The organism is Nocardioides xinjiangensis (assembly GCF_017916455.1).
Classification (GTDB): domain Bacteria; phylum Actinomycetota; class Actinomycetes; order Propionibacteriales; family Nocardioidaceae; genus Nocardioides; species Nocardioides xinjiangensis.
Map to the genome: position 1 here is coordinate 346,570 of NZ_JAFMSY010000002.1, position 25,428 is coordinate 371,997.

The following is a 25,428-nucleotide window of genomic DNA, read 5'->3' on the forward strand; positions in this document are numbered from 1 at the left end:
GCGACGGCCTCGGGGAACCGAGTTGGGCGGCCGACAACAATGGAGCTCCCGACTGCGTCCCAGCCTCGAACGCCCCGGTCGGGGTGCTCGTCCACACCCCGACGGATCAGGTCACCCATGTCAGCTCGACGCTCCGCGATCGCCACCGCCCTGGCGCTGCTCGTCCCGGCGGCGGCCCTCGCCGTTCCCCCATCCGGCTCCGCCACCGAGCCGTCCGACCCCGTCGGGGACGTCGCCGTGCTCGTCACGCCGCACCAGCGCATCCGGCTGGAGGCGCTGCCGCAGATCGTCCAGCAGGGGCGGCTGGTCGCCGGTGCGGACGCCGCCCGGTCGGCGGTCGTCGCGACCCTGCGACCCGCGACGCCCGGACGACGGGTGCAGCTCCAGGTCCGCCGAGGCGACTCGTGGCAGGTCGTGGCGACCGGGCGCCAGGACGGCCGCGGCCGCGTGCAGTTCGCCGCCGCCGCGACCACGGACGAGCACCCGTCGACGTACCGCGTGCGCGCCATGGCCTCCGGCAGCCTCCGCCCGCTCAGCAGCCACGCCGTGAGCACGGCGCGCTGGCAGGACCCCACCTGGACCGAGGAGTTCCCCGGCGAGCACCTCGACCCGGTCTGGAACCACCGCGGCCACGACTACGTGCCGACGGCGCGGCGCTCCTGCTCCCGCGGGCACCCCAGCGCCGTCAGCGTGGACGGTGGCGCCGCCCGGCTCAGCGTCGTGATCGACCCCGACGCCACGCGCCGGTGCCGCATCCGCGGCCGCGACCGCGCGCCGGGCACGTACGCCTACCGCCTCAACGGCCACATCGGCACGCAGGGCGCCTTCGCGTTCCGCTACGGGGTCGCCGCGGCGCGCGTGAAGTTCCACGCCCGGCGCGGGCAGCACGGCGCGTTCTGGCTCCAGCCCGTCGAGGGCATGTACCCCGGCGGCGCCGGCAGCGAGATCGACGTCGTCGAGTACTTCGGCGACCACCACCCGCAGGGCGGGCTGGCGACCTTCATGCACCGGTACGACGGACGTCGCCGGGTCTCGTCGGGCGGCTGGATCCCCCGCTCGGCGTCGTACCTCAAGAACCGCCGGGACGGCTGGTCGAAGAACTACCACGTCTTCTCCGTGGAATGGTCGCCGAGGCTGCTGGTCTTCCGCATCGACGGCGTGGAGACCGGGCGCATGCGCGGCGGCGTCTCCGCCGTCCGGCAGTTCCCGATCCTCAGCCTGCTCGCGGCGGACTACGAGGTGCCGAAGATCCGCGAGCGCCACCTGCCGCAGCACATGTACGTCGACTGGGTGCGCGTGTGGGAGACCGGCGGCTGACGCCGACGACCCCGGCGTCTGCGAGCATCACGGCATGGACGTCGAGGTGCTGGGAGCCAGTCGGCTGAGGTTCAACGACGGCACGCCCGTACGGGCGGCGTCGGCGGTCGTCGCCCTTGGAGACGGCCACCTGGTGGTGTCGGACGACGCCACCCACGCGGCATGGTGCCGCGACGGGTCCGTGACCGCCGTACTGCTCCTGCCGCCGGTCGAGGGGCACGAGGTCTTCGACGAGGCGTCGGGGACCAAGGCCCTCAAGCCCGACCTCGAGACCGCGTGCCGCGTCGAGGTCGACGGCGAGCCGGCGGTCCTGGTCATGGGGTCGGGCTCGTCGCCGGCCCGGATGCGGTGGTGCCTGCTCCGCCTCGACGGTGGCCGTCCGACCACCGTGGTGGCCGACGCGAGCGCGCTCTACACCCGCGTGGCGGACGTCCTCGGCGTCGACCTCGACGTGCTCAACCTCGAGGGCGCCTGCGTCGTCGACGGCGCGCTGCGGTGGTTCCACCGCGGCCTGCCGTCCGCGGGACTGCCGTCGGGCAGCGTCGACGTCGACCTCGCCGACGCCGTGGCGCTGGCCGTCGGGCGGGGCGCAGCGGCCGGGGTGCGGGTCGCGCGGCCGAGGCACTACGACCTCGGCTCCGTGCACGGGGTCGGCCTCGCGATCACCGACGTCGTCGCGCTGCCGGACGGCCGGCTGCTCGCCAGCGCCGCCGCCGAGGACAGTCCCGACCCGCGCGACGACGGACCGGTCGTGGCGTCGGCCCTCGCGCGCATCCGCGGCGACCGGGTGCTCGAGGTCGCCGCCATCCCCGAGCTCGACGGCGCCGTGGTGAAGGTCGAGGGCCTGATGCTCCTCGGCGCCGACGACGCGGGCGCCACCCTGCTCGCGGTCACCGACGTGGACGACCCCGACGCCGCCTCGTGGGAGGTGCGGATCCGCGTCTCCCGCTGACCCGGGTGCCCCAGGGGCTGCACCGTGCGCCGCCCCCGGTGGGTGGCGGCCCGGGCGCGCGGTACCGTCGCAGCGTGGTCGAGAAGGGTCCGGTGCTGGTCGACCACCGCGAGCGCAGCAGCGGCATCCCGGACGCGCTCGTCGCCGCAGGTCTCGACGTGCAGCTCACGGACCTGCCGGTGGGCGACTACGTGCTGGGGCACGGGCTGGCGGTGGAGCGCAAGGGCCCCGGCGACCTGAGCGCCTCCATCCGTGACGGCCGCCTGTTCGACCAGGCGGTGCGCCTGCAGTCGACGTTCCCCCAGGCCGTGCTGCTGGTCGAGGGCGAGCCGCGGATGGCCGAGGACGCGTGGCGGGGCGCGGTGTGCCGCCTGCTGGAGGACGGCTTCACCGTGCTGCACAGCCTGGACGTGGAGGACAGCGCGGCCTGGATCGCCCGGCTCGCCAAGCGCGCCCGGCGCGCCGCGCCGACGTCGCGGACGGACGGACCGCGCCGGTCCCCGCGCCACCCCTCCGCACAGGCCGAGGTCATGCTCTCCGCCGTCCCGGGCATCAGCGCGACGATGGCCCGCAGCCTGCTCGCCGCCCACGGCAGCGTCGCCGCCGTCGCCGCGGCCGCTCCCGACGGGCTGCGCAGCCACCCCGGCATCGGGCGGGTGCGGGCGGCGCGCCTCGCCGAGGCACTGCACGGCGCCTACGTGGCGCCCGCCGACCGCGAGCCGGAGCCCGAGCGTCCCGCTCCTGGGACGCGACCGGCGCGCCGCTGGATCCTCAGCAGCCGCGACCGGGACGAGGAGACCCGGTCGTTCGACCGGCGCGCGATCGCGCTGCGCGCCCTGCGGTCCTCCGCCGAGGGGACCCAGCTGGTCGACGGGCTCACCGGCGAGGTGCTCGACGCCGAGGGCGCCGCCGAGCACCTCGCGGAGTGAGGGGGCCGGCGAGCCGCTGCTGCGGTGCCGGCCCGAGGACCGGCGTGCCTCCCTCGGGGCGGGGTCGTTGTCGGACCCCGGTGTCAGACTGCGGAGCATGACTGCCCTCGACCGCTTCAGCGCGCCGACCCGCGCGTGGTTCGAGGCGTCCTTCGCCAGCCCCACTCCGGCGCAGGAGGGGGCGTGGGACGCCATCGCGGCCGGCAGGAACGCGCTCGTCGTCGCGCCCACCGGCAGCGGCAAGACACTGAGCGCCTTCCTCCACGCCATCGACCGGCTGCTCACCACCGAGCGACCCGACGACAGGTCCCGGCGCACCCGTGTCCTCTACATCTCCCCGCTCAAGGCACTCGGCGTCGACGTCGAGCGCAACCTCCGCGCGCCGCTGACCGGCATCCGCAACACCGCGGAGCGGCTCGAGACCTCCGTCCCCGACGTCACGGTCGGCCTGCGGTCGGGCGACACCAGCCCGGCCGACCGTCGCAGGCTCGGCACGGCGCCGCCCGACATCCTCATCACCACTCCCGAGTCGCTCTTCCTGATGCTCACCAGCCAGGCCCGCGAGACCCTGCGCGGCGTCGACACGGTCATCGTCGACGAGGTGCACGCCGTGGCGGGCACCAAGCGCGGCGCCCACCTCGGCCTCAGCCTCGAGCGCCTCGACCACCTGCTCGAGCGGCCCGCGCAGCGCATCGGCCTCAGCGCGACCGTCCGCCCCCTGGAGGAGGTGGCACGATTCCTCGGCGGCACCCAGCCGGTCGAGATCGTCTCGCCGCCCAGCACGAAGGAGTGGGACCTGCGGGTGGTCGTGCCCGTCGAGGACATGACGATGCCCGAGGAGTACGACGAGGGCTCCGGCGACCCGGGCCGTTCCAGCAGCATCTGGCCGCACGTCGAGGAGCACGTCGTCGACCTCGTCGAGCAGCACCGCTCCACGATCGTGTTCGCCAACTCCCGCCGGCTGGCCGAGCGGCTCACCGCCCGCCTCAACGAGATCGCGGCCGAGCGCGCCGAGCGGGCGGCGTCCGAGCCGCCCGTCGGCGACGCGCAGGTCGGGGAGCGTGCCGGCACTCCGCCCGCCCAGGTCATGGCCCAGTCCGGACAGAGCTCGGGCGCCGAGGCGGTCATCGCCAAGGCGCACCACGGCTCGGTCTCCAAGGAGCAGCGGGCGGTCATCGAGGACGACCTCAAGCGGGGTCGGCTGCCGTGCGTGGTGGCCACGAGCAGCCTCGAGCTCGGCATCGACATGGGCTCGGTCGACCTCGTCGTCCAGATCGAGTCGCCGCCCAGCGTCGCGAGTGCCCTGCAGCGGGTCGGCCGCGCCGGGCACCAGGTCGGCGAGACGAGCCGAGGGGTGCTCTTCCCCAAGCACCGCGGCGACCTCGCCCAGACCGCCGTGGCCGTGGACCGCATGCGGTCCGGGGCGATCGAGAAGATGGCCGTCCCGGCCAACCCGCTCGACGTCCTGGCCCAGCAGGTCGTCGCCGCGCTCGCGATGGACGAGTGGCACGTCGACGAGCTGTTCGCGCTGGTCACCCGCGCCGCGTCGTACACCCAGCTCCCCCGCTCCGCCTTCGACGCCACCCTCGACCTGCTGAGCGGGCGCTATCCCAGCGAGGAGTTCGCCGAGCTGCGCCCGCGCATCGTGTGGGACCGGGTGACCGGCCGGCTCACGGGCCGGCCGGGGGCCCAGCGGCTCGCCGTGACCAGCGGCGGCACGATCCCCGACCGCGGTCTCTTCGGCGTCTTCCTCGTCGGCGAGAAGGCCAGCCGGGTCGGCGAGCTCGACGAGGAGATGGTCTACGAGTCGCGCGTCGGCGACGTCTTCGCCCTCGGCGCCACCAGCTGGCGCATCGAGGACATCACGCACGACCGGGTCCTCGTCACGCCCGCGCCCGGCATCCCCGGCCGGCTCCCCTTCTGGAAGGGCGACGCCCTCGGCCGCCCGGCCGAGCTCGGCGCCGCCGTCGGCGCCTTCACCCGCGAGCTGGCCGGCAAGCCGGCAGCGAAGGCGATCGACAGCGTCCGCGAGCAGGGCCTCGACGTCAACGCCGCCACCAACCTGGTGACCTACCTCGGCGAGCAGCGCGAGGCCACGCAGGTCGTCCCCAACGACACGCAGATCGTCGTTGAGCGGTTCCGCGACGAGCTCGGCGACTGGCGCCTGGTCGTCCACTCGCCCTACGGCACGCCCGTGCACGCCCCGTGGGCCCTGGCGATCAACGCCCGGCTGCGCGAGCGCTTCGACGTCGACGGGCAGGCGGTCGCCTCCGACGACGGCATCGTCATCCGGATCCCCGACACCGACGCCGAGCCGCCCACCGGCGAGGTCATCGTCTTCGAGCCGGAGGAGATCGAGCAGCTCGTCACCCAGGAGGTCGGCGGCTCGGCCCTGTTCGCCAGCCGCTTCCGCGAGTGCGCGGCCCGCGCCCTGCTGCTCCCTCGCCGCGACCCCGGCCGGCGCAGCCCGTTGTGGCAGCAGCGCCAGCGCAGCGCGCAGCTGCTCGAGGTCGCGGCGCAGTACCCCGCCTTCCCCATCGTGCTCGAGGCGGTTCGCGAGTGCCTCCAGGACGTCTACGACCTCCCGGCCCTCGTCGCCCTGCTCGGCCGGGTCCAGCGCCGCGAGGTGAGCGTCCTCGACGTCGCGACGACCCAGCCCAGCCCCTTCGCGCGGAGCCTGCTCTTCGGCTACGTCGCCCAGTTCGTCTACGAGGGCGACTCCCCCATCGCCGAGCGCCGCGCCGCCGCGCTGTCGCTCGACCAGGGCCTGCTCGCCGAGCTGCTCGGCCGCGCGGAGCTGCGCGAGCTGCTCGACCCCGAGGTGCTCGCCGAGGTCGAGGCCGAGCTGCAGTGGCTCGCCGACGACCGGCGCGCCCGCGACGCCGAGGCGGTCGCCGACCTGCTGCGGCTGGTGGGTCCGCTGTCGACCGACGAGGTCCGCGCCCGCGCGGTCGCCGGCGCCGACGTGGAGGCGTGGCTGGCCTCCCTGTCCGACGTACGCCGCGTCCTGCAGGTGCGCATGGCCGGCGAGGACCGCTGGACCGCCATCGAGGACATCGGGCGCCTGCGCGACGGGCTCGGCGTCCCCGTCCCGGTCGGCACCCCCGACGCCTTCCTCGAGCTGCCGGAGGACCCGCTCGGGGACCTGGTCTCCCGCTACGCGCGCAGCCACGGACCCTTCACCACTGCGGAGGTCGCGGCGCGGCTCGGGCTCGGCGAGGCCGTCGCCCGCCAGACCCTGCAGCGCCTCGCCCACCGCGGCCGGGTGCTCGACGGCGAGTTCCGGCCGTCCGGCTCGGGCACGGAGTGGTGCGACGCCGAGGTCCTGCGCAAGCTGCGCCGGCGTTCCCTCGCCCGGCTGCGCCAGGAGATCGAGCCCGTCGGCCAGGACGCGGTGGCCCGGTTCCTGCCCGCCTGGCAGCGGGTCGGCGGCTCGCTGCGGGGGCTCGACGGCGTCGTCGCGGCGATCGACCAGCTCGCGGGCTGCCCGGTGCCCGCCAGCGCGCTGGAGCCCCTGGTCCTCGCCGCCCGCGTGCGCGACTACGAGCCCTCGATGCTCGACGAGCTCACCGCCTCCGGGGAGGTGATCTGGGCCGGCCACGCGCCCCTCCCGGGAAGCGACGGCTGGGTGAGCCTCCACCTCGCCGACCAGGCCCACCTGACGCTCCCGGAGGTCGAGGCGGCGGAGCCGACCGGCCTCCAGCGAGCCGTCCTCGACGCCCTCGACCCCGGCGGGGCCTGGTTCTTCCGCCAGCTCGCCGACCGGGTCGGGTCGTCCAGCGACGCCGAGCTCACCACGGCGCTCTGGGAGCTGGTCTGGGCCGGCCACGTCACCAACGACACCCTCAGCCCCCTCCGCGCGCTGGTCCGCAGCGGCACGCCCTCCCACCGCAGCCGTCGTACGCCGCCGCGGATGGGCCGCACCACCCGGGGCCGGATGCCCGCGCGCTCGGGGCCGCCCGAGACCGCGGGGCGCTGGGCACTGCTGCCCGAGCGCGACGGCGACCCGACGAGACGCGCCCACGCGCGGGCCGAGCACCTCCTCGAGCGTCACGGCGTGGTCACCCGCGGCGCCGTCGTGAGCGAGCGCGTGGCCGGCGGCTTCGCCGGGGTCTACAAGGTGCTGAGCGCGTTCGAGGACACCGGGCGCTGCCGCCGCGGCTACTTCATCGAGGGGCTCGGCGCCGCCCAGTTCGGCAGCGCGGGCGCGATCGACCGGCTCCGCACGTTCGCCGAGCCCGAGAGCGCGCGGGGCGGTGCCAAGCCGTCCGTCCTGGCCCTCGCCGCGACCGACCCGGCCAACGTCTTCGGCGCCGCCCTCCCGTGGCCCGACGCCGGCGACGACGAGCGCAGCGGGCACCGGCCCGGACGCAAGGCCGGCGCCCTCGTCGTCCTCGTCGACGGTGCCCTCACGGTCTACGTCGAGCGCGGCGGCCGCACCCTGCTCACGTGGAGCGACGACCAGGAGGTCCTGACCCCCGCCATGGCGGCGCTGGCCGACGCGGCCCGCCGCGGCGCCCTCGGGCGGCTCACCGTCGAGAAGGCGGACGGCCAGGCGCTGATCGGCAGCGGCGGCGAGACCCCCATCCGGCTGGCGCTGACGGCGGCCGGGTTCGTGGCGACGCCCAAGGGACTGAGGCTGCGTGCCTGAGGGCGACACCGTGTACCGCGCGGCGGTCAGGCTCGACCGTGCCCTCAGCGGCCGGGAGCTGACGACCACCGACTTCCGGGTGCCGGCGTTCGCCACCCACGACCTCACCGGCGGCACCGTCGTCGGCACCGTCTCGCGCGGCAAGCACCTGCTCACCCGGATCGACCACGAGCGGCCGTGGAGCCTGCACACCCACCTGAAGATGGAGGGGTCCTGGCACGTCTATCCCGCCGGAGGGCGGTGGCGCCGGCCCGAGGTGCAGGTGCGGGTGGTCCTCGGCGTCGAGGGCGTGACGGCCGTCGGCTTCCAGCTCGGCATCGTCGAGGTGGTCCCGCGCGAGGCCGAGCACGACCTCGTCGGCCACCTCGGCCCGGACCTCCTCGGACCGGACTGGGACGAGGAGCGGGCGCTGGCCAACCTGCGGGCGGAGCCCGCGCGGCCCATCGGCCAGGCCCTGCTCGACCAGCGCAACCTCGCCGGCATCGGCAACATGTACATGGCCGAGCTCTGCTTCACGATGGGCGTCCACCCGGCCACACCGGTCTCCGAGGTCGGCGACCTGACGCGCCTCGTCAGGCGGGGACGCCAGATGCTCGAGGTCAACAAGGAGCGCGCGGTCCAGTCGACGACGGGCAGCCTGCGCGAGCGGGAGCGCATGTGGGTCTACCGCCGCGACCGGTCCCCGTGCCGCCGGTGCGGCACCCCGGTCGCGGTGACGATGCTCGGCGAGCCCGGGCGCGAGCGCGCGGCGTACTGGTGCCCGAGCTGCCAACCCGGGCGCTGACCCGCGTCGGCGAGCGGTCCGCCTCGAGCGGACGACCGCAGCGGTCAGGCGGCCGAGGCGACCACGTCGCCGGCGCGGCGCGCGGCTGCAAGCGGCGTGCGGGCCACGGCCACCTGCTCCAGCGCCGTCTCCTCGAGGGCGACGGCGTCGGCGACGTCACGCAGGACGTCGGACAGCGGCAGGTCCATCGCCTGGCACAGCGACGCCAGCAGCTCCGACGACGCCTCCTTCTGGCCCCGCTCGATCTCGGAGATGTAGCCCAGGCTGACCCGGGCCTCCGCGGAGAGCTCGCGCAGTGTCATCCCGCGCTGCATCCGCGCACCGCGCAGCACGTCGCCGAGCAGTCGCCGGAAGAGCACCATGCGCGAGGTCCTGTCTCTCGAGAAGCGGTTCGAGGAGGTCGTCTGCCCCAACGCTACCGGAGTGCCCCTTCTTCCCGGTCGGATACCTCCACTTCACCCGAGGAGGTGGTGGAGCGCCGCGAGCACCGACCCGCACGTGGCCTGCCGGACGGCGAGGCGGTCCCCGTCGAGGGCGAGCAGCTCGGCGTCGACGCGGGTGGGGCCCGCGACCGCGATCCACACGGTGCCCGGCGGTCGGCCCTCCTGCTCGTCCGGACCGGCGACGCCCGTCGTCGCCAGGCCCCACGTGGCCTCGAGGCGGGTGCGCACGCCCTGTGCCATCGCGACCGCGCACTCGCGCGAGATCACGCCGTGCTCCGCCACGAGCTGCTCCGGGACGTCGAGCACGGACACCTTGACGCGGGTCGCGTAGGACACGACGCCGCCGACGAAGCTGCGCGAGGCACCCGGCACGTCGGTCAGCCGGGACGCCAGGAGCCCGCCGGTCAGCGACTCCGCCGTGGCGAGCGTCTCGCCGCGGCGTGCGAGCGCGTCGAGCACGCGCGCCTCGAGATCCTCCGACCACACGTCGGCGAGACTAGCCGCATGGCACTCCCCATCGAGGACTACGCCCTGATCGGCGACAGCGGGACGGCGGCGCTGGTCGGCCGCGACGGATCCATCGACTGGCTCTGCCTGCCGAGGTTCGACTCGCCGGCGTGCTTCGCCGCCCTCCTCGGCACGGAGGAGCACGGCCGCTGGCTGCTCGCACCCGCCGACGAGGTGGTGGCCACCAGCCGCCGCTATGTCGACGGCACCGCGCTGCTGGAGACGACGTTCACCACCCGGGACGGCGAGGTCGTGCTGCTGGACCTGATGCCGACCGGCGACGGCCGGGCCGACGTCGTGCGCCGCCTCACCTGCACGCGGGGGACGGTGCGGATCCGTCACGACTGGGTGGTGCGCACCGACTACGGCAAGGTGCGGCCGTGGGTCAGCCGCGAGCGCGTCCACGGCAACGACGTCGTGGTCGCCGTCGCTGGACCAGACAAGCTCATCCTGCGCGGGCCGCGCCTGCCGCGCGGGCACCGCGGGCACCACAGCGACGAGTTCGAGCTCGCCGCCGGCGACGAGGTGACGTTCTCCACCACGTGGGTGCGGTCGTGGCGGGAGGTGCCCGAGCCGCTGAGCTTCGACGAGCGGATCGAGGCCACGGCGGCGGAGCAGCAGGGCTGGACCTCCCGCGCGCCGAGCACCCTGCCCTACGCCGACATGGTGCGGCGCAGCTTGATGACCCTGCTCCTGATGACCCACGCCGAGACGGGCGGGATCGTGGCGGCGCCGACGACGTCGCTGCCCGAGGACTTCGGCGGTGCCCGCAACTGGGACTACCGGTTCTGCTGGCTGCGCGACGCGGCCCTCACCCTCGAGTCGCTGCTCGGTGCGGGATACGTCGACGAGGCGCAGCGGTGGCGCGAGTGGCTGCTGCGGGCCGTGGCCGGTGACCCGGCCGACCTGCAGATCATGTACACCGTCGACGGCGGTCGGCACCTCCCCGAGCACGAGCTGGCGCACCTCCCGGGCTACGCGGGGAGCACGCCGGTGCGCATCGGCAACGGTGCGGTCTCGCAGCGCCAGAACGACGTCCTCGGCGAGGTGATGCTGGCGCTCGAGCTGGCCCGGCGCGCGGGACTCGAGGAGACCCGCAACTCGTGGGCCCTGCAGCGGGCGCTCGTGGACGAGCTCGGCGACCACTGGGACGAGCCGGACAACGGCCTGTGGGAGATCCGCGGCCCCCAGCGCCACTTCACCCACTCGCGCGTGATGGTGTGGGTGGCCTTCGACCGCGCGGTCCGCGCGATCGAGGAGCACGGCCTGGACGGCCCGCTCGAGCGCTGGCGCGACCTGCGCGACCGGGTGCGCGAGGAGGTCCTCGACAAGGGCTTCGACGACGAGCGCGGCACCTTCACGCAGCACTACGACACCCGCGAGGTGGACGCGTCGCTGCTGACCATCCCGCTGGTCGGCTTCCTGCCGGGCGACGACCCGCGGGTGCTGGGCACGATCGACGCCGTCGTCGCGGACCTCATGCGCGACGGCCTGCTGCTGCGCTACCGCACGCAGAGCGGGGTCGACGGGCTCCCCGGCGACGAGCACCCGTTCCTGGCGTGCTCCTTCTGGCTCGTCTCGGCGCTGGCCGCGGCCGGGCGACGCGACGAGGCGGCCACACTCATGGACCGGCTGTGCGGCCTTGCGAACGACGTCGGGCTGCTCTCGGAGGAGTACGACGCCGCGCACGGGCGGATGGCCGGGAACTTCCCCCAGGCCTTCAGCCACCTCACGCTCGTGCAGGCGGCCCTCGCCCTGCGGTGAGCAGGTGGAGGGCCGCCGCTGGCTCGCTGGCGTGCGACACGGCGGAGGCCCGGCCATCGCGGACGATGACCGGGCCTCCGGGTGCTGCTGGCCGAGCAGGTTGTGTGGCCGGGGTGGTGCCTGGGGTGGTGCTGCCGAGCTCAGGTCACCTGCGGCGGCGCACCTTGATCTCGACGACCTTGCGCACCCGCTCGAGCGCGTTGGTGCCGTTGAAGGTGACCTTGGCGTTGTAGGTGCGGGCCTTCTTGAACGCCCGCAGCTTCACCTTGGCGACGCCGTCCTCGACCTTCGTGCGGTAGGTCTTGCCCGCCACGCGGACCTTGACCCATCCGTCCACGTCGGCCACGTGGGCAGCCTTGACCTTGATGCGCAGCCGCACCTGGGTCTTGCCGACCTTGGCCTTGCCGGCCCTCGGGAACGCACGCACGCTCATCCGCGGCTGGCCCTTGACCACGGCCCGGGCGATGGTGGTGCCGCTCGGCTGGGCGATGATCCGCAGCTCCTTGCCCGCACGGACGGTGAACGACACGGTGCTCTTGCCGCCCACCACGGCGGTGGTGCCGAAGACCTTGCTCGACCCGTCCCGACGCACCTTGACCAGCTCGAGCTTGGTGTTGGCCGGGATCCCGAGGGAGGTGATGTCGAGCTTCTCGAAGCTGATCTTGGCCTTCTCGCCGGCCACGTAGCTGTTCTTCAGGCCGCTGGCGTAGATCTGGCGCTTCACGGGCGAGGGCGACTTGACCTGGCCGTTGCGGAAGAACGAGTCGATCCAGAGGTCGCGGTCCACGGCGCCGGTGTCGATGGCCTTGCCCTCCTTGAAGGCGCCGAAGTTGTCGCCGCCCTGGGCGAGGAAGCTGAACGTCGACACGGTGTAGGTCTTGGCCGGGTCGACCAGCTGTCCGTCGACGGTGATCGACACGACCCTGTCGCCGACCGGGCGGGAGGCGTCGAGGATCGTCTGCACGTTCCTGGACACGCCGAGGTGCAGGAACGGGTTGCTCGCGGTCGAGGGCTGCCACTGCTGCTCGAAGATCTTCTTGAGCGTCGCGCCGGTCACGTCGACGTAGCTGACGTTGTTGACGAACGGGAGGACCGCGTTGGCCTCCTCGAACGTCACCACGCCGTCGGTGTTCTCGGGGCTGGTGGAGAGGTCGCCCTTGTAGAGCAGGTCCGCCCGCAGCCCACCGGGGTTGGTGATGCCGATGGTGGGCGTCTTCGCCACCGCGGGGATCTTGACGTCACGAAGCGCGTCGGCCACGAGGTTGCCGATGGTCGACTCCGCCTTGCGGTCCTCCTGCACGCCGGGTGCCACCGGGTCGGAGTCGGCCCGGGTGATGTCCGCCGAGATCCTGCCCACGGCGCGGTCGCCCACGACGTTGGCGGCGGCGAGGGCGGCCTTGACGATCGCGTCGACGGCAGCGACGCGCGGCCGCGCGAGGTCGGCCGCGGTGGCCCTCGGGACCAGTGTCGCGGTCACCGCGCTCACGGTGTTGGTGTCGGTGTCGATGGTCATCGACACCTTGCCGAGGCTGGCGCCGTACGCCTCGGTCTGCACGACCGGGCGCGAGCCGTTGTAGGCGTAGGGCTGGTGGCTGTGACCGTTGTAGATCACGTCGACGGCGGCGACGGTGTCCTGCGTCAGGTGGCGGAACACCGCGGACGCCGCCTCCTGCTGCGCCTGGGTCGCAGCCGCCTGCGACTGCGGTCCGCCCTCGTGGTAGTTGGCGACGGTGGCGTCGCAGTCGACGCCGGCCGACTGCAGGCGCGCGACCTCCTGGTTGACGGCGGCGACCGGGTCGGTGAACCGCAGTCCGGCGATGCCTCCGGGCGACACCAGCGACGGCGTCTCCTGGGTCACGGCGCCGATGACGCACACGTTGGCACCGCCGAGGGTGATCTGCGTCGAGGCGGGCAGGACCGGGTTGCCGGCAGCGTCCAGCACGTTGGCGCCGAGGTAGGGGAAGGACGCCTGCGGGTACGCCGTCCCGTCGGGGGCCGTGCCCCCACCGTCGACGACGTGCGACTTGAACCAGGGCCAGCCCTTGTCGAACTCGTGGTTGCCCACCACGCTCACGTCGAGGTCGAGCGCGTTGAGGACGTCGATGGTCGGCTTGTCGTCGTTGAACGCCGACGCGAAGAGCGAGGCTCCGATGTTGTCACCGGCCGAGAGCACCATCGTGCTGGCGTCCCGGTTCTGCTCGATGGTCGTCGCCCACCTGGTGGTGTTGTTGTCGATGCGACCGTGGAAGTCGTTGAAGTTGAGGATCGTGACGGGGACGGCGGCGGCGGTCGCCGGAGCGGCGGTCGCCACGACCGCGAGGGGTGCTGCGAGCAGCCCCGTCAGCGTGGTCGCGAGAGCGAGCTTGCGACCGGTTCGTGATGCTGGCACGAGTGGGCCTTTCTTGGATGGCGGGGTGAATCGGGTCACCTTAACCCGACCCGGAGGGGTCGTTCGGGGCCTCGTCCCGGTACGTCGGGGAGGCGGGAGACGGCCCGGCCAGCCGGTCGGAGGGCCGGGCCGTCTCGTTCGATCCAGGGGATGCGAGGGCGCTCGTTCAGCGCCGCCGCACCGTGATGGTCACGCGGGCCTTGTCGCCCGCCGTCCTTCGGCTCCCGGCGTAGGAGACCGTCGCCTTGTAGGTGCCCGGCTTCGTGAACGCCTTCACCCTGACCGCGGCCTTGCCCGCGCGGAGCGCGGCCCGGTAGGTCTTCTGGCCGATCGTCACGGTGACCTTGCCGCGCGGGGTCACGCCCCTCGCGGACACGGCCACCTTGACCGTGGCTCGCATGCCCGCCACGACCGGCGTGCGCTTCAGCTTCGCCCGGACCTTCGACACCGCCTTCTTGACCTTGACGCGGACCGTGCCGGTCGCCGCCTTGTGGGTGGTGTCGCCCGAGTAGGTGAGCGTCAGCGAGTGGGTGCCGACGGGCAGCGACTTCGGGGGCAGGGTCACGGTGCCCCGACCCGACGCGAGGGTGGCCGTGCCCAGGACGGTCGAGCCCCGCGACACCTTGACGGTGCCGGACGCCGTCGCCGGGGCCACCTCGACCGAGACGGAACCCTTGGAGCCGTACGCGATCCTGCGCGCCGTGCCCGTCACAGAGGTGGCGACCTGCGCGACCGGGGCCGTGAGCCGCAGCCCGAGGATCACCGGGTCGTGGTCGGAGGACCGGTACGGACCGTCGGCGTGGAAGTCGGTCGCGTGGTAGTTCCAGCGGCTGTACTCCAGCGCCAGCGACTCACCGGCGTTGATGTTCCAGATGTCCGTGCCGGTGGACCGCTTGAGCGCGGGACCGTTCACCAGGATGTGGTCGAGGGAGCCGGACAGCCCGGAGAACGAGTACGAGAACTCGCCGTTGTCGAAGTGGCGCTCGACGTTGGTGAACCCGGCGCCGTAGAGGACCCGCAGCGGGTCCTCCATGGTGTAGGAGTTGAAGTCGCCGCCGAGGACGACGGACTGCACCCCGGTCTCCGCCTGCAGGCCGGCGACCCAGTCGCGCAGGGCGGTCGCCTGCAGCACGCGCGAGCCGTTGGACGCGCTCTGGCCGTCACCGGTGTCGGCGTCGCCCGGGTTCGGCCCGGCCGAGCCCTTGGACTTGAAGTGGTTGACGACGAACAGGAACGGCTCGCCGCCGGCGTCGGCCTTGAAGACCTGGCCGAGGGGCTCGCGGGCGTTGTCGAAGGCCTCGCCGGCGTCGCTCAGGGTGCCGAGCGCGCGGGACTGGCCCACGCGGTCGACGCTGGCGGGCTTGTAGATGATGGCGTTGGTGATGACGTCCATCCCGCCGTCGGGCAGCTCGGTCGAGGACGGGTTGGCCGCCCAGGTGCCGGCACCCGCGTCGGCGTTGAGCGCCGCCACGAGGCTGTTGGTGGCCTCGTCGGGCGTCTCCCCGAGCGTCCGGGAGTTCTCGATCTCCATGAGGCCCACGACGTCCGCGTCGAGCTTGTTGATCGCGGACACGATCTTGGACTGCTGGCGCTCGAAGTCCTCGGGGTCCCACGCGCCGCGCTGCTCGCAGCCGCCGTTCACCGTGGCGCCGTCACCGGCCCGGTCCCGGAACGGGGTGCAGCCGCCGTCGCCCACGTTGTCGTCGTCCGCGTCACCCAGGGTCGTGAAGTAGTTGAGCACGTTGAACGAGGCGATCTTGAGGTCGGCGGTGCCGGTCTCGTTGATGAGGGCCTCGTCGGGAGCAGCGGTCCGGGTGTCCTCGAAGGTGGCCGGGCTCTCGGCGTTGTCGGGGCCCGTCACCGTGACCAGCGGCTGGAACCGGTAGGTCGGCGCGCTCGGCGAACCGCCCTGGGTGAAGATCACGTCGTCGACGAACGTCGCCCGGGCGCCGACGCGCACGGGCTCGGTGGTCGAGACGTAGGGCGGCGTCAGGTGGCCGTTCAGCAGGCAGCCGGAAGGCCGCGGGCTGCACTCGGTTGCGTTGCCGGTGAGAAGGAAGTTGGTCGACGCGCCGTCGTCCAGCACGATCGAGCGGGCGGCGTTGTCCGCCTCCACGGCGCTCGCCGCGGCCGGACCGGGCAGCTCGACCTCGGTGCGCTGGATCAGCGGCCTGTCGCCGGCCGCGAGGCCGACCTCACCGAAGTTGTTGGTCGAGAACGTGTTGGTGACGGTGAAGGCGCCCGTGGGGCGGTAGCGCATCCCCTCGAGGGACTCCTTCTCCGCGGCGGAGCGCGGCCACGTCGCGGTGGTCGTCGTGACGACGGGCGGGACGTCCTGGTCCACGACGGTGATGTCGCCGGGCTGCACCTGTACCTGCGTGGCGCCGGCGAACTCGGTCACCCGCCCGCGCACCTCGACGTACGAGCCGGGGGTCGCGGTGACGGTGCCGCTGGCCTGGCGGACGAACAGGCCGTCGGAGGCGGTGTGCGCCGTGAGGTCGATGCCGGCCGCACCGGAGCCGGGGGTCTGGATGTTGAACCCGAAGAACCCGCCCGCGGGGTAGACGGACGTGACGATGCCGCGGGTGGTCACCGTGGTGCCCAGGAGCGGCGAGGTGGCGCCCGTGCCCTGGACCTGGTCGATGGCGACGACGCCGGCCGGGTTCACCGTGATGTCGAAGGTGGTGCTGCCCTGCGCGGCGTCCGCGTCGGTGGCGGTCACCGTCACCTCGAAGACGCCCGGGGTGGTCGGCGTACCGCTGACCTGCCCGGCCTCCGTGCCGCTGCTCGTGATTGAGAGCCCGGCGGGAAGGCCCGTGGCCGTCCACGTGTACGGGGCCTTGCCGCCCGTGGCGGTCACGGTGAAGGGCGTGATCGGCTCGTAGACGGTGACGGACTTGTCCGACACGGTCGCGACGGTGGGGCCGGCGGTGCCGGCCGCGGACTTCGTCGGGGTCGGAGTCGCCGGTGCGGCGAAGTCGGTCCGGTTGTTGTCACCATCGACCGACGTGGTGCGCGAGGTCGACGTGGTCGTCGACAGCGCGGTGCCGGTGTTGTCGGTCTCGGAGGAGGTGGCGGTGCCGTAGCCGACGAAGTCCACCACGTTGGTGACGGTGTGCATGCTCGTCCCGAGCGCCGTCACGGCCGTCGTGCCGTCGGCCAGGATCACCTGGCCGCTGCTGCCCGACATGTTGAGGAACGTCGTGGTGGCCTCGAAGTCGGGCGTCGGCAGCTCGGATCCGCCACACACGGCGCCGCCGGTGCAGCTGGTGCGGCTCGAGGTCTGCACGAGGAAGGTGCTCTTTGCGGGCACGGAGGCGTCGGGAAGCGCGAGGACGCTGACGCTTCCGCCGGCCGCGAAGGAAGCGCTCCGGTACTGAAGGCTCAGCCCGTTGGTCGGCAGCGCCGACGACGTGGGGTTGTAGAGCTCGACGAAGTCGACCTTGTAGGAGGCCGACGTCGAGGTCGACCCACCGCCGCCGTAGACCTCGTTGATGATCAAGCCGCTGCTGGCGGCGTCTGCAGGAGCGATCGCTCCGAGGATGGCCAGGGGCGCCGCAAGAACCCCGGCAGCGGTCGCCGCAGCCGTGAAGCGACGCCCGAATCGTGAAGCTGACACAGGAAGACCTTTCGAAGGGCGGGTGAGCCGGGTCACTGTAACCCCGAGACCGCCCTTCAGGACCCTTCGCAGGGAGGCATTGCCTGAACGCTGCGTGACGACTTCGCGTCAGTGCTGCGTGGACCGCTGGCGGCGCACCTCGCGGACGAACTCCCATCCCGACCACAGCGTCATCGCGACGGCGCCCGCGAGCAGCAGCTGGCTGGCGTAGAAGAGGACCTCGCCGAGCGGTCCGGGCCAGAAGTCGAAGGCGCCCCCGTGAGCGTCGCCGTGGGGCAGCGGCCAGGTCAGGCCCGACAGCGCGATGGCCTGCAGGACGGTCTTGATCTTGCCGCTCCGGGCCGCCGGGATCACGATCTGCTTGAGCACCGACAAGCGCAGCAGCGTGACGCTCCACTCGCGCAGCAGCACCACGACCGTCACCCACCACCAGATGTCGCCCACGACCGACAGGCCGATGAAGGCCATGCCGGTGATCGCCTTGTCGGCGATGGGGTCGGCGATCTTGCCGAAGTCGGTGACCAGCCCGTGCTTGCGGGCGAGGTCGCCGTCGATCTTGTCGGTGATCATCGCGACGGCGAAGAGCGCGAACGCCACCCAGCGCCAGAGCGGGTCGTTGCCGCCGTCGTGCAGCAGGGCCCAGCCGAAGAAGGGCACCATCACGATGCGGAGGGTGGTGAGCAGGTTGGGCACGTTGAAGTTCGACACCGTGCGCGGCTCGGTGCCGGCCTGGTCGTGGGTCATGCGCGCGCTCCGTCCGCTCGGGCGATCAGGTCCACCCCGTCTGTACCCGTGACCACGGCGGTCAACAGGTCGCCCACCCGGGCGTCCTCGGCGCCGGTCACCAGCGTCGTCCCGTCGACCTCCGGACCCTGGTGGGCGGCGCGGCCCTCGACGGCGCCGTCCTCGACGGACTCGACGAGGACGACGACCGCCTCGCCGATGCGCTCCTCGGCCCGCTGGGCATTCAGCTCCTCGACGAGGCCGGTGACGTGCTCGGTGCGGGCGCGGATCTCGTCGTCGTCGAGCTTGAGGTCCTCGGCGAAGCCGGCCGCCTCGGTGCCGTCCTCGTCGGAGTAGCCGAACACGCCGGTCACGTCCATGCGCGCCGCCTCGAGGAAGTCGCACAGCACCTCGAGGTCGTCCTCGGTCTCGCCGGGGAAGCCGACGATCACGTTGGACCGCACGCCGGCCAGCGGCGCGAGCGACCGGATCCGCTCGAGCAGGTCGAGGAAGCTGTCGGGGTCGCCGAAGCGGCGCATCCGGCGCAGCACCGGGGCGCTGGCGTGCTGGAAGGACAGGTCGAAGTAGGGCACCACGCCGGGCGTGGCTGCGATCGCCTCGATGAGGCCGGGCCGGGTCTCGGCCGGCTGCAGGTAGGAGACGCGGACGCGCTCGATGCCGTCGATGCCGGCGAGCTCGGGCAGCATCGTCTCGAGCAGCCGGAGGTCGCCGAGGTCCTTGCCGTAGGACGTGGAGTTCTCGCTGACGAGGAACAGCTCGCGCACGCCCTGCGTGGCCAGCCACTGCGCCTCCTGGAGCACGTCGCTGGGACGGCGGCTCACGAAGGAGCCGCGGAAGCTCGGGATGGCGCAGAACGAGCAGCGGCGGTCGCAGCCGCTGGCCAGCTTGAGCGGCGCCATCGGTCCGGCGTCGAGGCGGCGGCGCACGGCGCGGGGCCCGGTGGCCGGTGCGCCCGCACCGATGTCGCTCACGTCGACGGCGACCGCCTGGTGACCCGGCACCGAGATCGCGGCGGCGCTGCGCTCGACCGGCGAGATCGGCAGCAGGCGGCGCCGGTCGGAGGGCGTGTGCGGGTGGTGGACCTCCCCCGCCACGATCGCGCGCAGCCGGGACGCGATGTCGGGGTAGTCGTCGAAGCCGAGCACCGCGTCGGCCTCGGGCAGCGACTCCGCGAGGTCCTTGCCGTACCGCTCGGCGAGGCACCCGACGGCCACCACGGCCTGCGCCCGGCCACCGTGGCCCGCGGACCTCTTGAGGTCGGCAGCCTCGAGCAGGGTGTCGACCGAGTCCTTCTTGGCGGCCTCGACGAAGCCGCACGTGTTCACCACGACCGTGTCGGCGTCCTCCGGGTCTTCGACGAGGACGAAGCCGCCCGCCTCGAGGCGTCCGGCGAGCTCCTCGGAGTCCACCTCGTTGCGCGCGCAGCCGAGGGTCACGACCGCCACCTGCAGCGGTTCGGCGGGTGCGGCGGGCGGGGTCTCGAGGTCGGTCGTGGTCATCGCACCGTGAGTATGCCGCGTCCGGGCGACGCGACGCGCACCGCCGAGGCGGTGAGGCGGCTCACGTGCACGCCGCGGCGTCCCCGGTCGACGGGTCCATGGAGCTCCTGACGGCCCGCCAGACGTCGTCGCCGCGGTCGTGCCCGCCCAGGCCACGCGTGACGAACGCCGCCCCGTACCCGGCAGCGGGCTCGGTCCAGGCCGAGCACCCGCCCGCGCCGCCCATGCCGATCTCGAGCCGACCGTCCTCCTCGTCGCGCTGGAAGCCGAGCGTCCACACGACGTCGCGGTCGAGGACCAGGTCGTGGCCGGTCGCCGCGGGGCCGAGGTACGCCCGCCACAGCTCGGGCCCCAGGCGCTGCGCCACGAGCCCGTCGGGGCGGGCGACGTCGTCGTAGCAGCGGGCCAGGCCCAGGGCCGAGGCGGCAGGGCGATCGCGGGGAACGACGTGCGCCGGAAGCGGGACGAGTTCAGGACCTGCGGGTCGAGCAGCCCGCGCGGGCGCCCCAGGGCCGGCCCCCAGCGCGGGTCGCGCACGTAGTCGGAGCGCCAGGTCGGCGACACCTCCTCGACCGTGGCGACGCGGTCGAGGTCGTCGTCGGCCACCCGCAGGTGGAGGTCCCAGTCGGCGGCCGCGGCGATGCGGCCGAAGCGCTCGGCCAGCTCCTCACCCGTCGCGCGTCGCAGCACCTCGTCGAGGAGGTGGCCGTAGGTGAGCGCGTGCTCAGCGACACCCGTGCCGGGCTCGTGGACCGGCGTGGCGCGGGCGAGGAGGCCGACCAGCGCCTCGCGGTCGTCGTACGCGACCTCGTCCGCCTCCGGGCCGAAGGCCGGCAGCCCCGCCTGGTGCGACAGCAGGTGCCGGATCGTCGTGCCGGCCTTCCCGGCCGCGCCGTACTCCGGCCACCAGGCCACGACCGGGTCGTCGAGCGCGAACGCCCCCTCCGACACGGCGTCGAGCACCGTGAGGGCGGCGAACGGCTTCGCCACCGAGTAGGTCATCACCAGGGTGTCGGACGACCACGCGCGGCTGCCGTCGGAGGTGCCCGCCGCGTGGTCCACCTCCACGATCCCGTCACGTACGACCGCCACGGCGCAGCCGGGGTCGCGACCCGACGCCACGAGCGCGTCGAGCGCCGCTGCGGGATCGAGGTCCATGGGCGCAACGATGCCACGCGCTCCCGGACCACGGCGGCGGGGAGTCGCGTGCGCACCTGTGCAGCGGACAGGGCGCGGAGGGCCCGCGTCCGCGTCTGTCAGTCGGCGACGAAGGTGCCCTGGCCGGGCACACCCCGCTCCCCCACCGGGCGTGCCTCGCCGCCGGCGAGCGAGACCGTGACGGCGCCGTCGGTGGACTGCACGCGCACCGGTGGCGACGCCTCGAGCTCGCGGGTCTGCCCGGCGGCCAGGTTGCCCTTGAAGACGATCTCCCCCGCCCCGTCGCGCACGACCACCTGCGCGCCGCCGGAGGCCGCGTCGACGACGACCGGCACCGGCTCGGCGGGCGGGGCGTTCCCGCCGCCCTGAGGGCCGCCGGAGCCGTTGAGGACCGGGGTGGCCCCGCGCAGCTCGGGCGGGGTGTCCATCACGAGGCGCGCGATCGACCAGGCCAGCACCAGGGCCATCACGACCGCCACGAGCACCGACCAGTTCGGTCCGCCCCGGGTGCCGCGGATGGAGCCGTGCGCGCCGGTGGCCAGCTCGGCCTCGAAGACCCGACGCGGATTGATCGGGGCGTGGGCGTAGCGCTCGTCGTAGGAGGCCAGCAGCGGCGCCACGTCGATGCCCAGCACGCGGGCCAGCGTCCGCAGGTGGCCACGCGCGTAGAAGTCGCCGCCACAGGGCTCGAAGTCGTCGACCTCGACGGCCTCGATGACGTGCGGGCGGATCCGGGTGCGCTCGGCGAGCTGGTCGACGCTGAGGCCGAGACGGGTGCGGGCGGCAGCGAGCTCGGGGCCGACGACCGGGTCCTCGGCGGGCTCGACCTCGAAGTCGTCGAGCACCAGCGGCTCGACGGGCTCACCGGGCCGGGCGATGGCGCGGACGCGGTCGCCCCACGACTGGGTCTCCTCGACCAGGCTCACCCGGCCGGGACGGCGCAGCTCGCGACCCTCGAGCTCGTCCTGCTCGGCCTCGACCTCGCGGCGGACCTCCGAGCGTCGCGCGGCGCCGGCCTCCCGGAGCGCGGCCGGAGTCGGGCTCGCGACGACCGGCGGGTCGACGTGGGTGACCGCTGCGGAGCCAGCGACCTTCCCGGCAGCCGTGGCGTCCTCGGCCGTCGCGGCCTCCTGGACCACGGCGACCTCCGCTGCTGCGCCGGACTCCTCCTCGCTCGACCGCTCGAGCACCACGATCCGGGTGGCGTCGCGCGCGACCCGGCCGAGCGCGTCGGTGAGGTCGCCGTCGGCACCGGTGACGCGGGTGGTCAGGCCGAGCGGGACGGCGAACGGGGCGCCGTGCAGCAGGCGGGAGACACGCGCGTGCCGCCTCCCGGCGCCCGTCAGCTCCGACTCCACCAGCTCGGGGTTGTGCGGCACGACGGCGAGCCTGCCGTCGCGCAGCAGGCCCTGCCGGGGCGTGTGCTCGACGTGGTGGACGGCCGTCCACGGCAGGCCGCGCCACGTCCGGCCCAGGCGGATCCTGACGCCCTGGGCGTCGGCGACGAGTAAGGGCGTCCGGGCGTCGACGAGGCCGGCAAGCCAGTAGGCGCCGAGCACCCCCATCGCGGCCACGAACGCCCAGTCGAGCGCGGAGCCGGACTGGGCGGCTCGGCCGAGGTACGCGATGGCGACGGCCGAGGCGGTCAGGCCGACTCCCGCCGCGACGCCGGCGTGACGGCGTACCTCCACCGCGTCGGGGGTGAGGGCCAGGCCCTCGTGCCCGTCGGTCCCGGACCGTCCGTTCGGCTCGACCTGCTCGTGCTCGGCGTGCTGGTCGGACTCGTGCACTGCTGCGGCGCCCATCAGGCTCCCCCCTCCAACGTGGCGATCACGGAATCGAGCTCGTCCGGCTTGACCAGGACGTCGCGGGCCTTGGAGCCCTCGCTGGGCCCGACGACCCCGCGGCTCTCCAGGATGTCCATCAGCCGGCCGGCCTTCGCGAAGCCGACACGCAGCTTGCGCTGCAGCATCGACGTCGAGCCGAACTGCGTGGAGACGACGAGCTCGATGGCCTGCACCACGAGCTCCATGTCGTCGCCGATGTCGTCGTCGAGCTCGCGCTTGGACTGCTGCGGCGCGGTGACGTCCTCGACGTAGGTCGGCTCGAGCTGGTCCTTGCAGTGCTTGACGACCCTGGCGATCTCCGCCTCGCTGACCCACGACCCCTGGATGCGGGCGGGCTTCGACGAGCCCATCGGGAGGAACAGGCCGTCACCTTGGCCGACGAGCTTCTCGGCGCCGGGCTGGTCGAGGATGACGCGGCTGTCGGCGAGCGAGGAGGTCGCGAAGGCGAGGCGCGACGGCACGTTGGCCTTGATGAGGCCCGTCACGACGTCGACCGACGGGCGCTGGGTCGCGAGCACCAGGTGGATGCCGGCGGCACGGGCGAGCTGGGTGATGCGCACCACGGCGTCCTCGACGTCGCGCGGCGCGACCATCATCAGGTCGGCGAGCTCGTCGACGATGACCAGGAGGTAGGGGTACGGCGACAGCACGCGCTCGCTGCCGGCCGGCACCTCCACCTTCCCGGCGCGCACCGCCTTGTTGAAGTCGTCGACGTGGCGGAAGCCGAAGTTCGCGAGGTCGTCGTAGCGCATGTCCATCTCGCGCACGACCCACGCGAGCGCCTCGGCCGCCTTCTTGGGGTTGGTGATGATCGGCGTGATCAGGTGCGGGACGCCCTCGTAGGCGTTCAGCTCCACGCGCTTGGGGTCGACCATGATCATCCGCACCTCGTCGGGCGTGGCCCGCATGAGGATCGAGGTGATCATCGAGTTGATGAAGCTCGACTTTCCGGAGCCGGTGGCGCCCGCGACGAGCAGGTGCGGCATCTTCGCGAGGTTGGCGACGACGAAGCCGCCCTCGACGTCCTTGCCGAGCCCCGCCACCATCGGGTGGTGGTCGGACCGGGCGGTGCTCGAGCGGAGCACGTCGCCGAGGGAGACGATCTCCTTGTCGATGTTGGGGATCTCGATGCCGATCGCGGACTTGCCGGGGATCGGGCTGAGGATGCGGACGTCGGCCGAGGCCACGGCGTAGGCGATGTTCTTCGACAGCGCGGTGACCTTCTCGACCTTCACCGCCGGGCCGAGCTCGACCTCGTAGCGGGTGACAGTCGGGCCGCGGGTGTAGCCGGTGACGGCGGCGTCGATCCCGAACTCCTCCATGACCTGCATCAGCCGCTCGACGACCGCGTCGCTGGCCTTGGACCGCGCCTTGTGCGGTGAGCCCGGCTTGAGCGAGGAGTTGTCGGGCAGGGAGTAAGTGATGTCCCCGGACAGCGCGAGCTGCTCCACCCGGGCGGGCAGCGGCGTGTGCGGCGGCGGCTCGAGCGGGCCGGTGTCGTCCTTGCCGGCGCCGGCGGCACCACCCGCAACGGCGCCCGCGGCGACCGCGGGCGTGACCTCGGTCGGTGCCTCGTCGGGGTCGGCGAAGAGGTCGATGCCGTAGTCCTCCGGCTCGCCGTCGACCTCGGCGACGGCCTTCCTCCTCCGTCGCTTCGTGAGCTCGCGGTCCGCGAGGACGGGGCTGTCGTAGGCGGGGTCGCCCATGTCGGGGTCCAGGCCGTCGGGGTCCTGGTCAAGCATGGAGCGACGGCGGGTGCGGACCGGCTTGGTCGCCTCGTCCTCCGGTGCCGTCCCGGCCGGCGTGCGACCCAGGGCCCTGTCGCGCAGCGCCGCGAGGCGTGCGGGGACCTGGTAGACGGGCGTGGCGGTGATGATGAGGATCCCGAAGACCGCCAGCAGGGCCAGCAGCGGCACGACGACGTACGGCGTCTGCATGAGGTCGAGCAGCAAGCTCGCGGTCACGTAGCCGACGGCGCCGCCGGCGCCCTGGAGGTTCGTGGCGTCGCCGAGCACCGGCTGCGGGTTGCCGTTGGCGATGTGGACGATGCCGAGCAGGCCGAGGGCGAAGGCGCTCCAGCCGATGACCTGGCGCCCGGCAGGGCCGTTGCGCTCGGGGTCGCGCAGCGTGCGCCAGCCGGCCCAGACGAGGAACAGCGGGACGAACCAGCCCACCTTGCCGACGGCGCCGGCCGTCACCGAGCGCGCGAAGTCCATGGTGCCGCCGGGCAGCTGCCACCACACGGCTGCCGCGACGACCGTGGCGAGCCCGAAGAGGAACAGGCCCACCCCGTCACGGCGGTGCTCGGGGTCGAGGTCGCGGGCCGACTGGCCGATCGACCGGGCGACCGCGCCCAGCGCGTGCGCGATGCCGAGCCACACGGCGGCCACCCCGCGGCCCAGCGTGCCGAAGCCGCGCGAGACCGGACCGGGGCCGTTGCGCACGGCCCGCGGCGCGGGGCGGCGGGCGGGCGCGCCGGAGCGGCTCCGGCCCTTCGCTGCACCGGAACGTGGGGCGGGGCGCTTGCTGGTACTCCGTGATCGGGTGCTCGAACCCTTGGTCCTGCTGGTGGATCCTGACGTGCTCGAGCTCCGCGACCCCGGCGGGGAAGACGTACGGGTCGCCATGCTGCGACCCTACGGCCACGCCCCACCAGTCACACGGATCACAGGACTGCGTGTCGCCGGAAGAGGCGCAGACGGCCCCGCCCACCCTTGGGGGGTCGATTGGGACGATCCGCCGCTTTCCCCTTCCCAACGCTAGGACGTCCTCCTTATTGTGACCCGGGTCACCCGGGCGTCTCTGGTCCCGGGTGCGTCTCGGAT

At 73.6% G+C, this 25,428-nt stretch carries 14 protein-coding genes and 1 pseudogene; 6 read left to right on the forward strand and 9 right to left on the reverse strand.

Annotated elements, in window-relative coordinates; all coding sequences use genetic code 11:
* The first annotated feature begins 117 nt into the window (after window positions 1–117).
* The 5 genes from J3P38_RS12600 to J3P38_RS12620 all read left to right on the forward strand — a co-directional run bounded on the left by J3P38_RS12600 (window position 118) and on the right by J3P38_RS12620 (window position 8,633).
* The gene (locus J3P38_RS12600; protein ID WP_210503877.1) at window positions 118–1,317 is read left to right on the forward strand and encodes a family 16 glycosylhydrolase; all 1,200 of its coding nucleotides are present in this window, start codon (window positions 118–120) and stop codon (window positions 1,315–1,317) included.
* A 34-nt stretch (window positions 1,318–1,351) separates the two neighbouring features.
* Window positions 1,352–2,269 (forward strand): DUF6910 family protein, encoded by a 918-nt coding sequence (locus tag J3P38_RS12605; protein WP_210503878.1) that lies wholly within the window; start codon window positions 1,352–1,354, stop codon window positions 2,267–2,269.
* A gap of 74 nt (window positions 2,270–2,343) precedes the next feature.
* Window positions 2,344–3,198, forward strand: coding sequence for an ERCC4 domain-containing protein (locus J3P38_RS12610; protein ID WP_210503879.1), 855 nt, complete (start codon window positions 2,344–2,346; stop codon window positions 3,196–3,198).
* A gap of 97 nt (window positions 3,199–3,295) precedes the next feature.
* Complete coding sequence (locus tag J3P38_RS12615) at window positions 3,296–7,849, forward strand: ATP-dependent helicase (protein ID WP_210503880.1); 4,554 nt, start codon at window positions 3,296–3,298, stop codon at window positions 7,847–7,849.
* Complete coding sequence (locus J3P38_RS12620; protein ID WP_210503881.1) at window positions 7,842–8,633, forward strand: Fpg/Nei family DNA glycosylase; 792 nt, start codon at window positions 7,842–7,844, stop codon at window positions 8,631–8,633. The genes J3P38_RS12615 and J3P38_RS12620 overlap by 8 nt, the downstream gene beginning before the upstream one ends.
* Window positions 8,634–8,677: 44 nt before the next feature.
* Here J3P38_RS12620 and J3P38_RS12625 read toward each other — a convergent pair whose 3' ends face one another.
* Both J3P38_RS12625 and J3P38_RS12630 read right to left on the reverse strand, forming a co-directional pair.
* The gene (locus tag J3P38_RS12625) at window positions 8,678–8,995 is read right to left on the reverse strand and encodes a helix-turn-helix domain-containing protein (protein ID WP_210441227.1); all 318 of its coding nucleotides are present in this window, start codon (window positions 8,993–8,995) and stop codon (window positions 8,678–8,680) included.
* Window positions 8,996–9,088: 93 nt separating this feature from the next.
* Window positions 9,089–9,562, reverse strand: coding sequence for a CinA family protein (locus J3P38_RS12630; RefSeq protein ID WP_210503882.1), 474 nt, complete (start codon window positions 9,560–9,562; stop codon window positions 9,089–9,091).
* Between the two features lie 18 nt (window positions 9,563–9,580).
* On the opposite strand from J3P38_RS12630, the gene J3P38_RS12635 reads away from it, so the two are divergent.
* Window positions 9,581–11,347 carry a glycoside hydrolase family 15 protein gene (locus tag J3P38_RS12635; RefSeq protein WP_210503883.1) on the forward strand — a complete coding sequence of 589 codons (1,767 nt, stop codon included), beginning with the start codon at window positions 9,581–9,583 and terminating at the stop codon, window positions 11,345–11,347.
* 145 nt (window positions 11,348–11,492) lie between these two features.
* Here J3P38_RS12635 and J3P38_RS18420 read toward each other — a convergent pair whose 3' ends face one another.
* The 7 genes and pseudogenes from J3P38_RS18420 to J3P38_RS12665 form a co-directional block, all read right to left on the reverse strand.
* Window positions 11,493–13,736 carry a bifunctional metallophosphatase/5'-nucleotidase gene (locus J3P38_RS18420; protein WP_210503884.1) on the reverse strand — a complete coding sequence of 748 codons (2,244 nt, stop codon included), beginning with the start codon at window positions 13,734–13,736 and terminating at the stop codon, window positions 11,493–11,495.
* 166 nt (window positions 13,737–13,902) lie between these two features.
* A complete protein-coding gene (locus J3P38_RS12645) occupies window positions 13,903–17,355 on the reverse strand; it encodes an ExeM/NucH family extracellular endonuclease (protein WP_210503885.1) in 3,453 nt (1,150 codons plus the stop codon).
* A 108-nt stretch (window positions 17,356–17,463) separates the two neighbouring features.
* Window positions 17,464–18,099, reverse strand: coding sequence for a CDP-diacylglycerol--glycerol-3-phosphate 3-phosphatidyltransferase (gene pgsA, locus J3P38_RS12650; protein ID WP_210503886.1), 636 nt, complete (start codon window positions 18,097–18,099; stop codon window positions 17,464–17,466).
* Complete coding sequence (gene rimO / locus J3P38_RS17800) at window positions 18,096–19,550, reverse strand: 30S ribosomal protein S12 methylthiotransferase RimO (RefSeq protein WP_246856178.1); 1,455 nt, start codon at window positions 19,548–19,550, stop codon at window positions 18,096–18,098. Before rimO ends, pgsA begins: the two co-directional genes overlap by 4 nt.
* A 249-nt stretch (window positions 19,551–19,799) precedes the next feature.
* Window positions 19,800–20,756 (reverse strand): annotated as a pseudogene (locus J3P38_RS17805) (serine hydrolase domain-containing protein); the annotation flags it as partial.
* 98 nt (window positions 20,757–20,854) lie between these two features.
* Entirely contained in the window at window positions 20,855–22,561 is a 1,707-nt protein-coding gene (locus tag J3P38_RS12660) for a helix-turn-helix domain-containing protein (RefSeq protein ID WP_210503888.1), read from the reverse strand.
* Window positions 22,561–25,230 carry an FtsK/SpoIIIE family DNA translocase gene (locus J3P38_RS12665; RefSeq protein WP_210503889.1) on the reverse strand — a complete coding sequence of 890 codons (2,670 nt, stop codon included), beginning with the start codon at window positions 25,228–25,230 and terminating at the stop codon, window positions 22,561–22,563. The genes J3P38_RS12660 and J3P38_RS12665 overlap by 1 nt, the downstream gene beginning before the upstream one ends.
* Between the last annotated feature and the right edge of the window lie 198 nt (window positions 25,231–25,428).

Excerpts from the sequence above, each read along its gene's own strand:
- J3P38_RS12600 (WP_210503877.1), top strand. The coding sequence starts at position 118 with ATGTCAGCTCGACGCTCCGCGATCGCCACCGCCCTGGCGCTGCTCGTC.
- J3P38_RS12605 (WP_210503878.1), top strand. The coding sequence starts at position 1,352 with ATGGACGTCGAGGTGCTGGGAGCCAGTCGGCTGAGGTTCAACGACGGC.
- J3P38_RS12615 (WP_210503880.1), top strand. The coding sequence starts at position 3,296 with ATGACTGCCCTCGACCGCTTCAGCGCGCCGACCCGCGCGTGGTTCGAG.
- J3P38_RS12625 (WP_210441227.1), bottom strand. The coding sequence starts at position 8,995 with ATGGTGCTCTTCCGGCGACTGCTCGGCGACGTGCTGCGCGGTGCGCGG.
- J3P38_RS12635 (WP_210503883.1), top strand. The coding sequence starts at position 9,581 with ATGGCACTCCCCATCGAGGACTACGCCCTGATCGGCGACAGCGGGACG.
- pgsA (WP_210503886.1), bottom strand. The coding sequence starts at position 18,099 with ATGACCCACGACCAGGCCGGCACCGAGCCGCGCACGGTGTCGAACTTC.
- J3P38_RS12660 (WP_210503888.1), bottom strand. The coding sequence starts at position 22,561 with ATGGGCGCCGCAGCAGTGCACGAGTCCGACCAGCACGCCGAGCACGAG.
- J3P38_RS12665 (WP_210503889.1), bottom strand. The coding sequence starts at position 25,230 with ATGGCGACCCGTACGTCTTCCCCGCCGGGGTCGCGGAGCTCGAGCACG.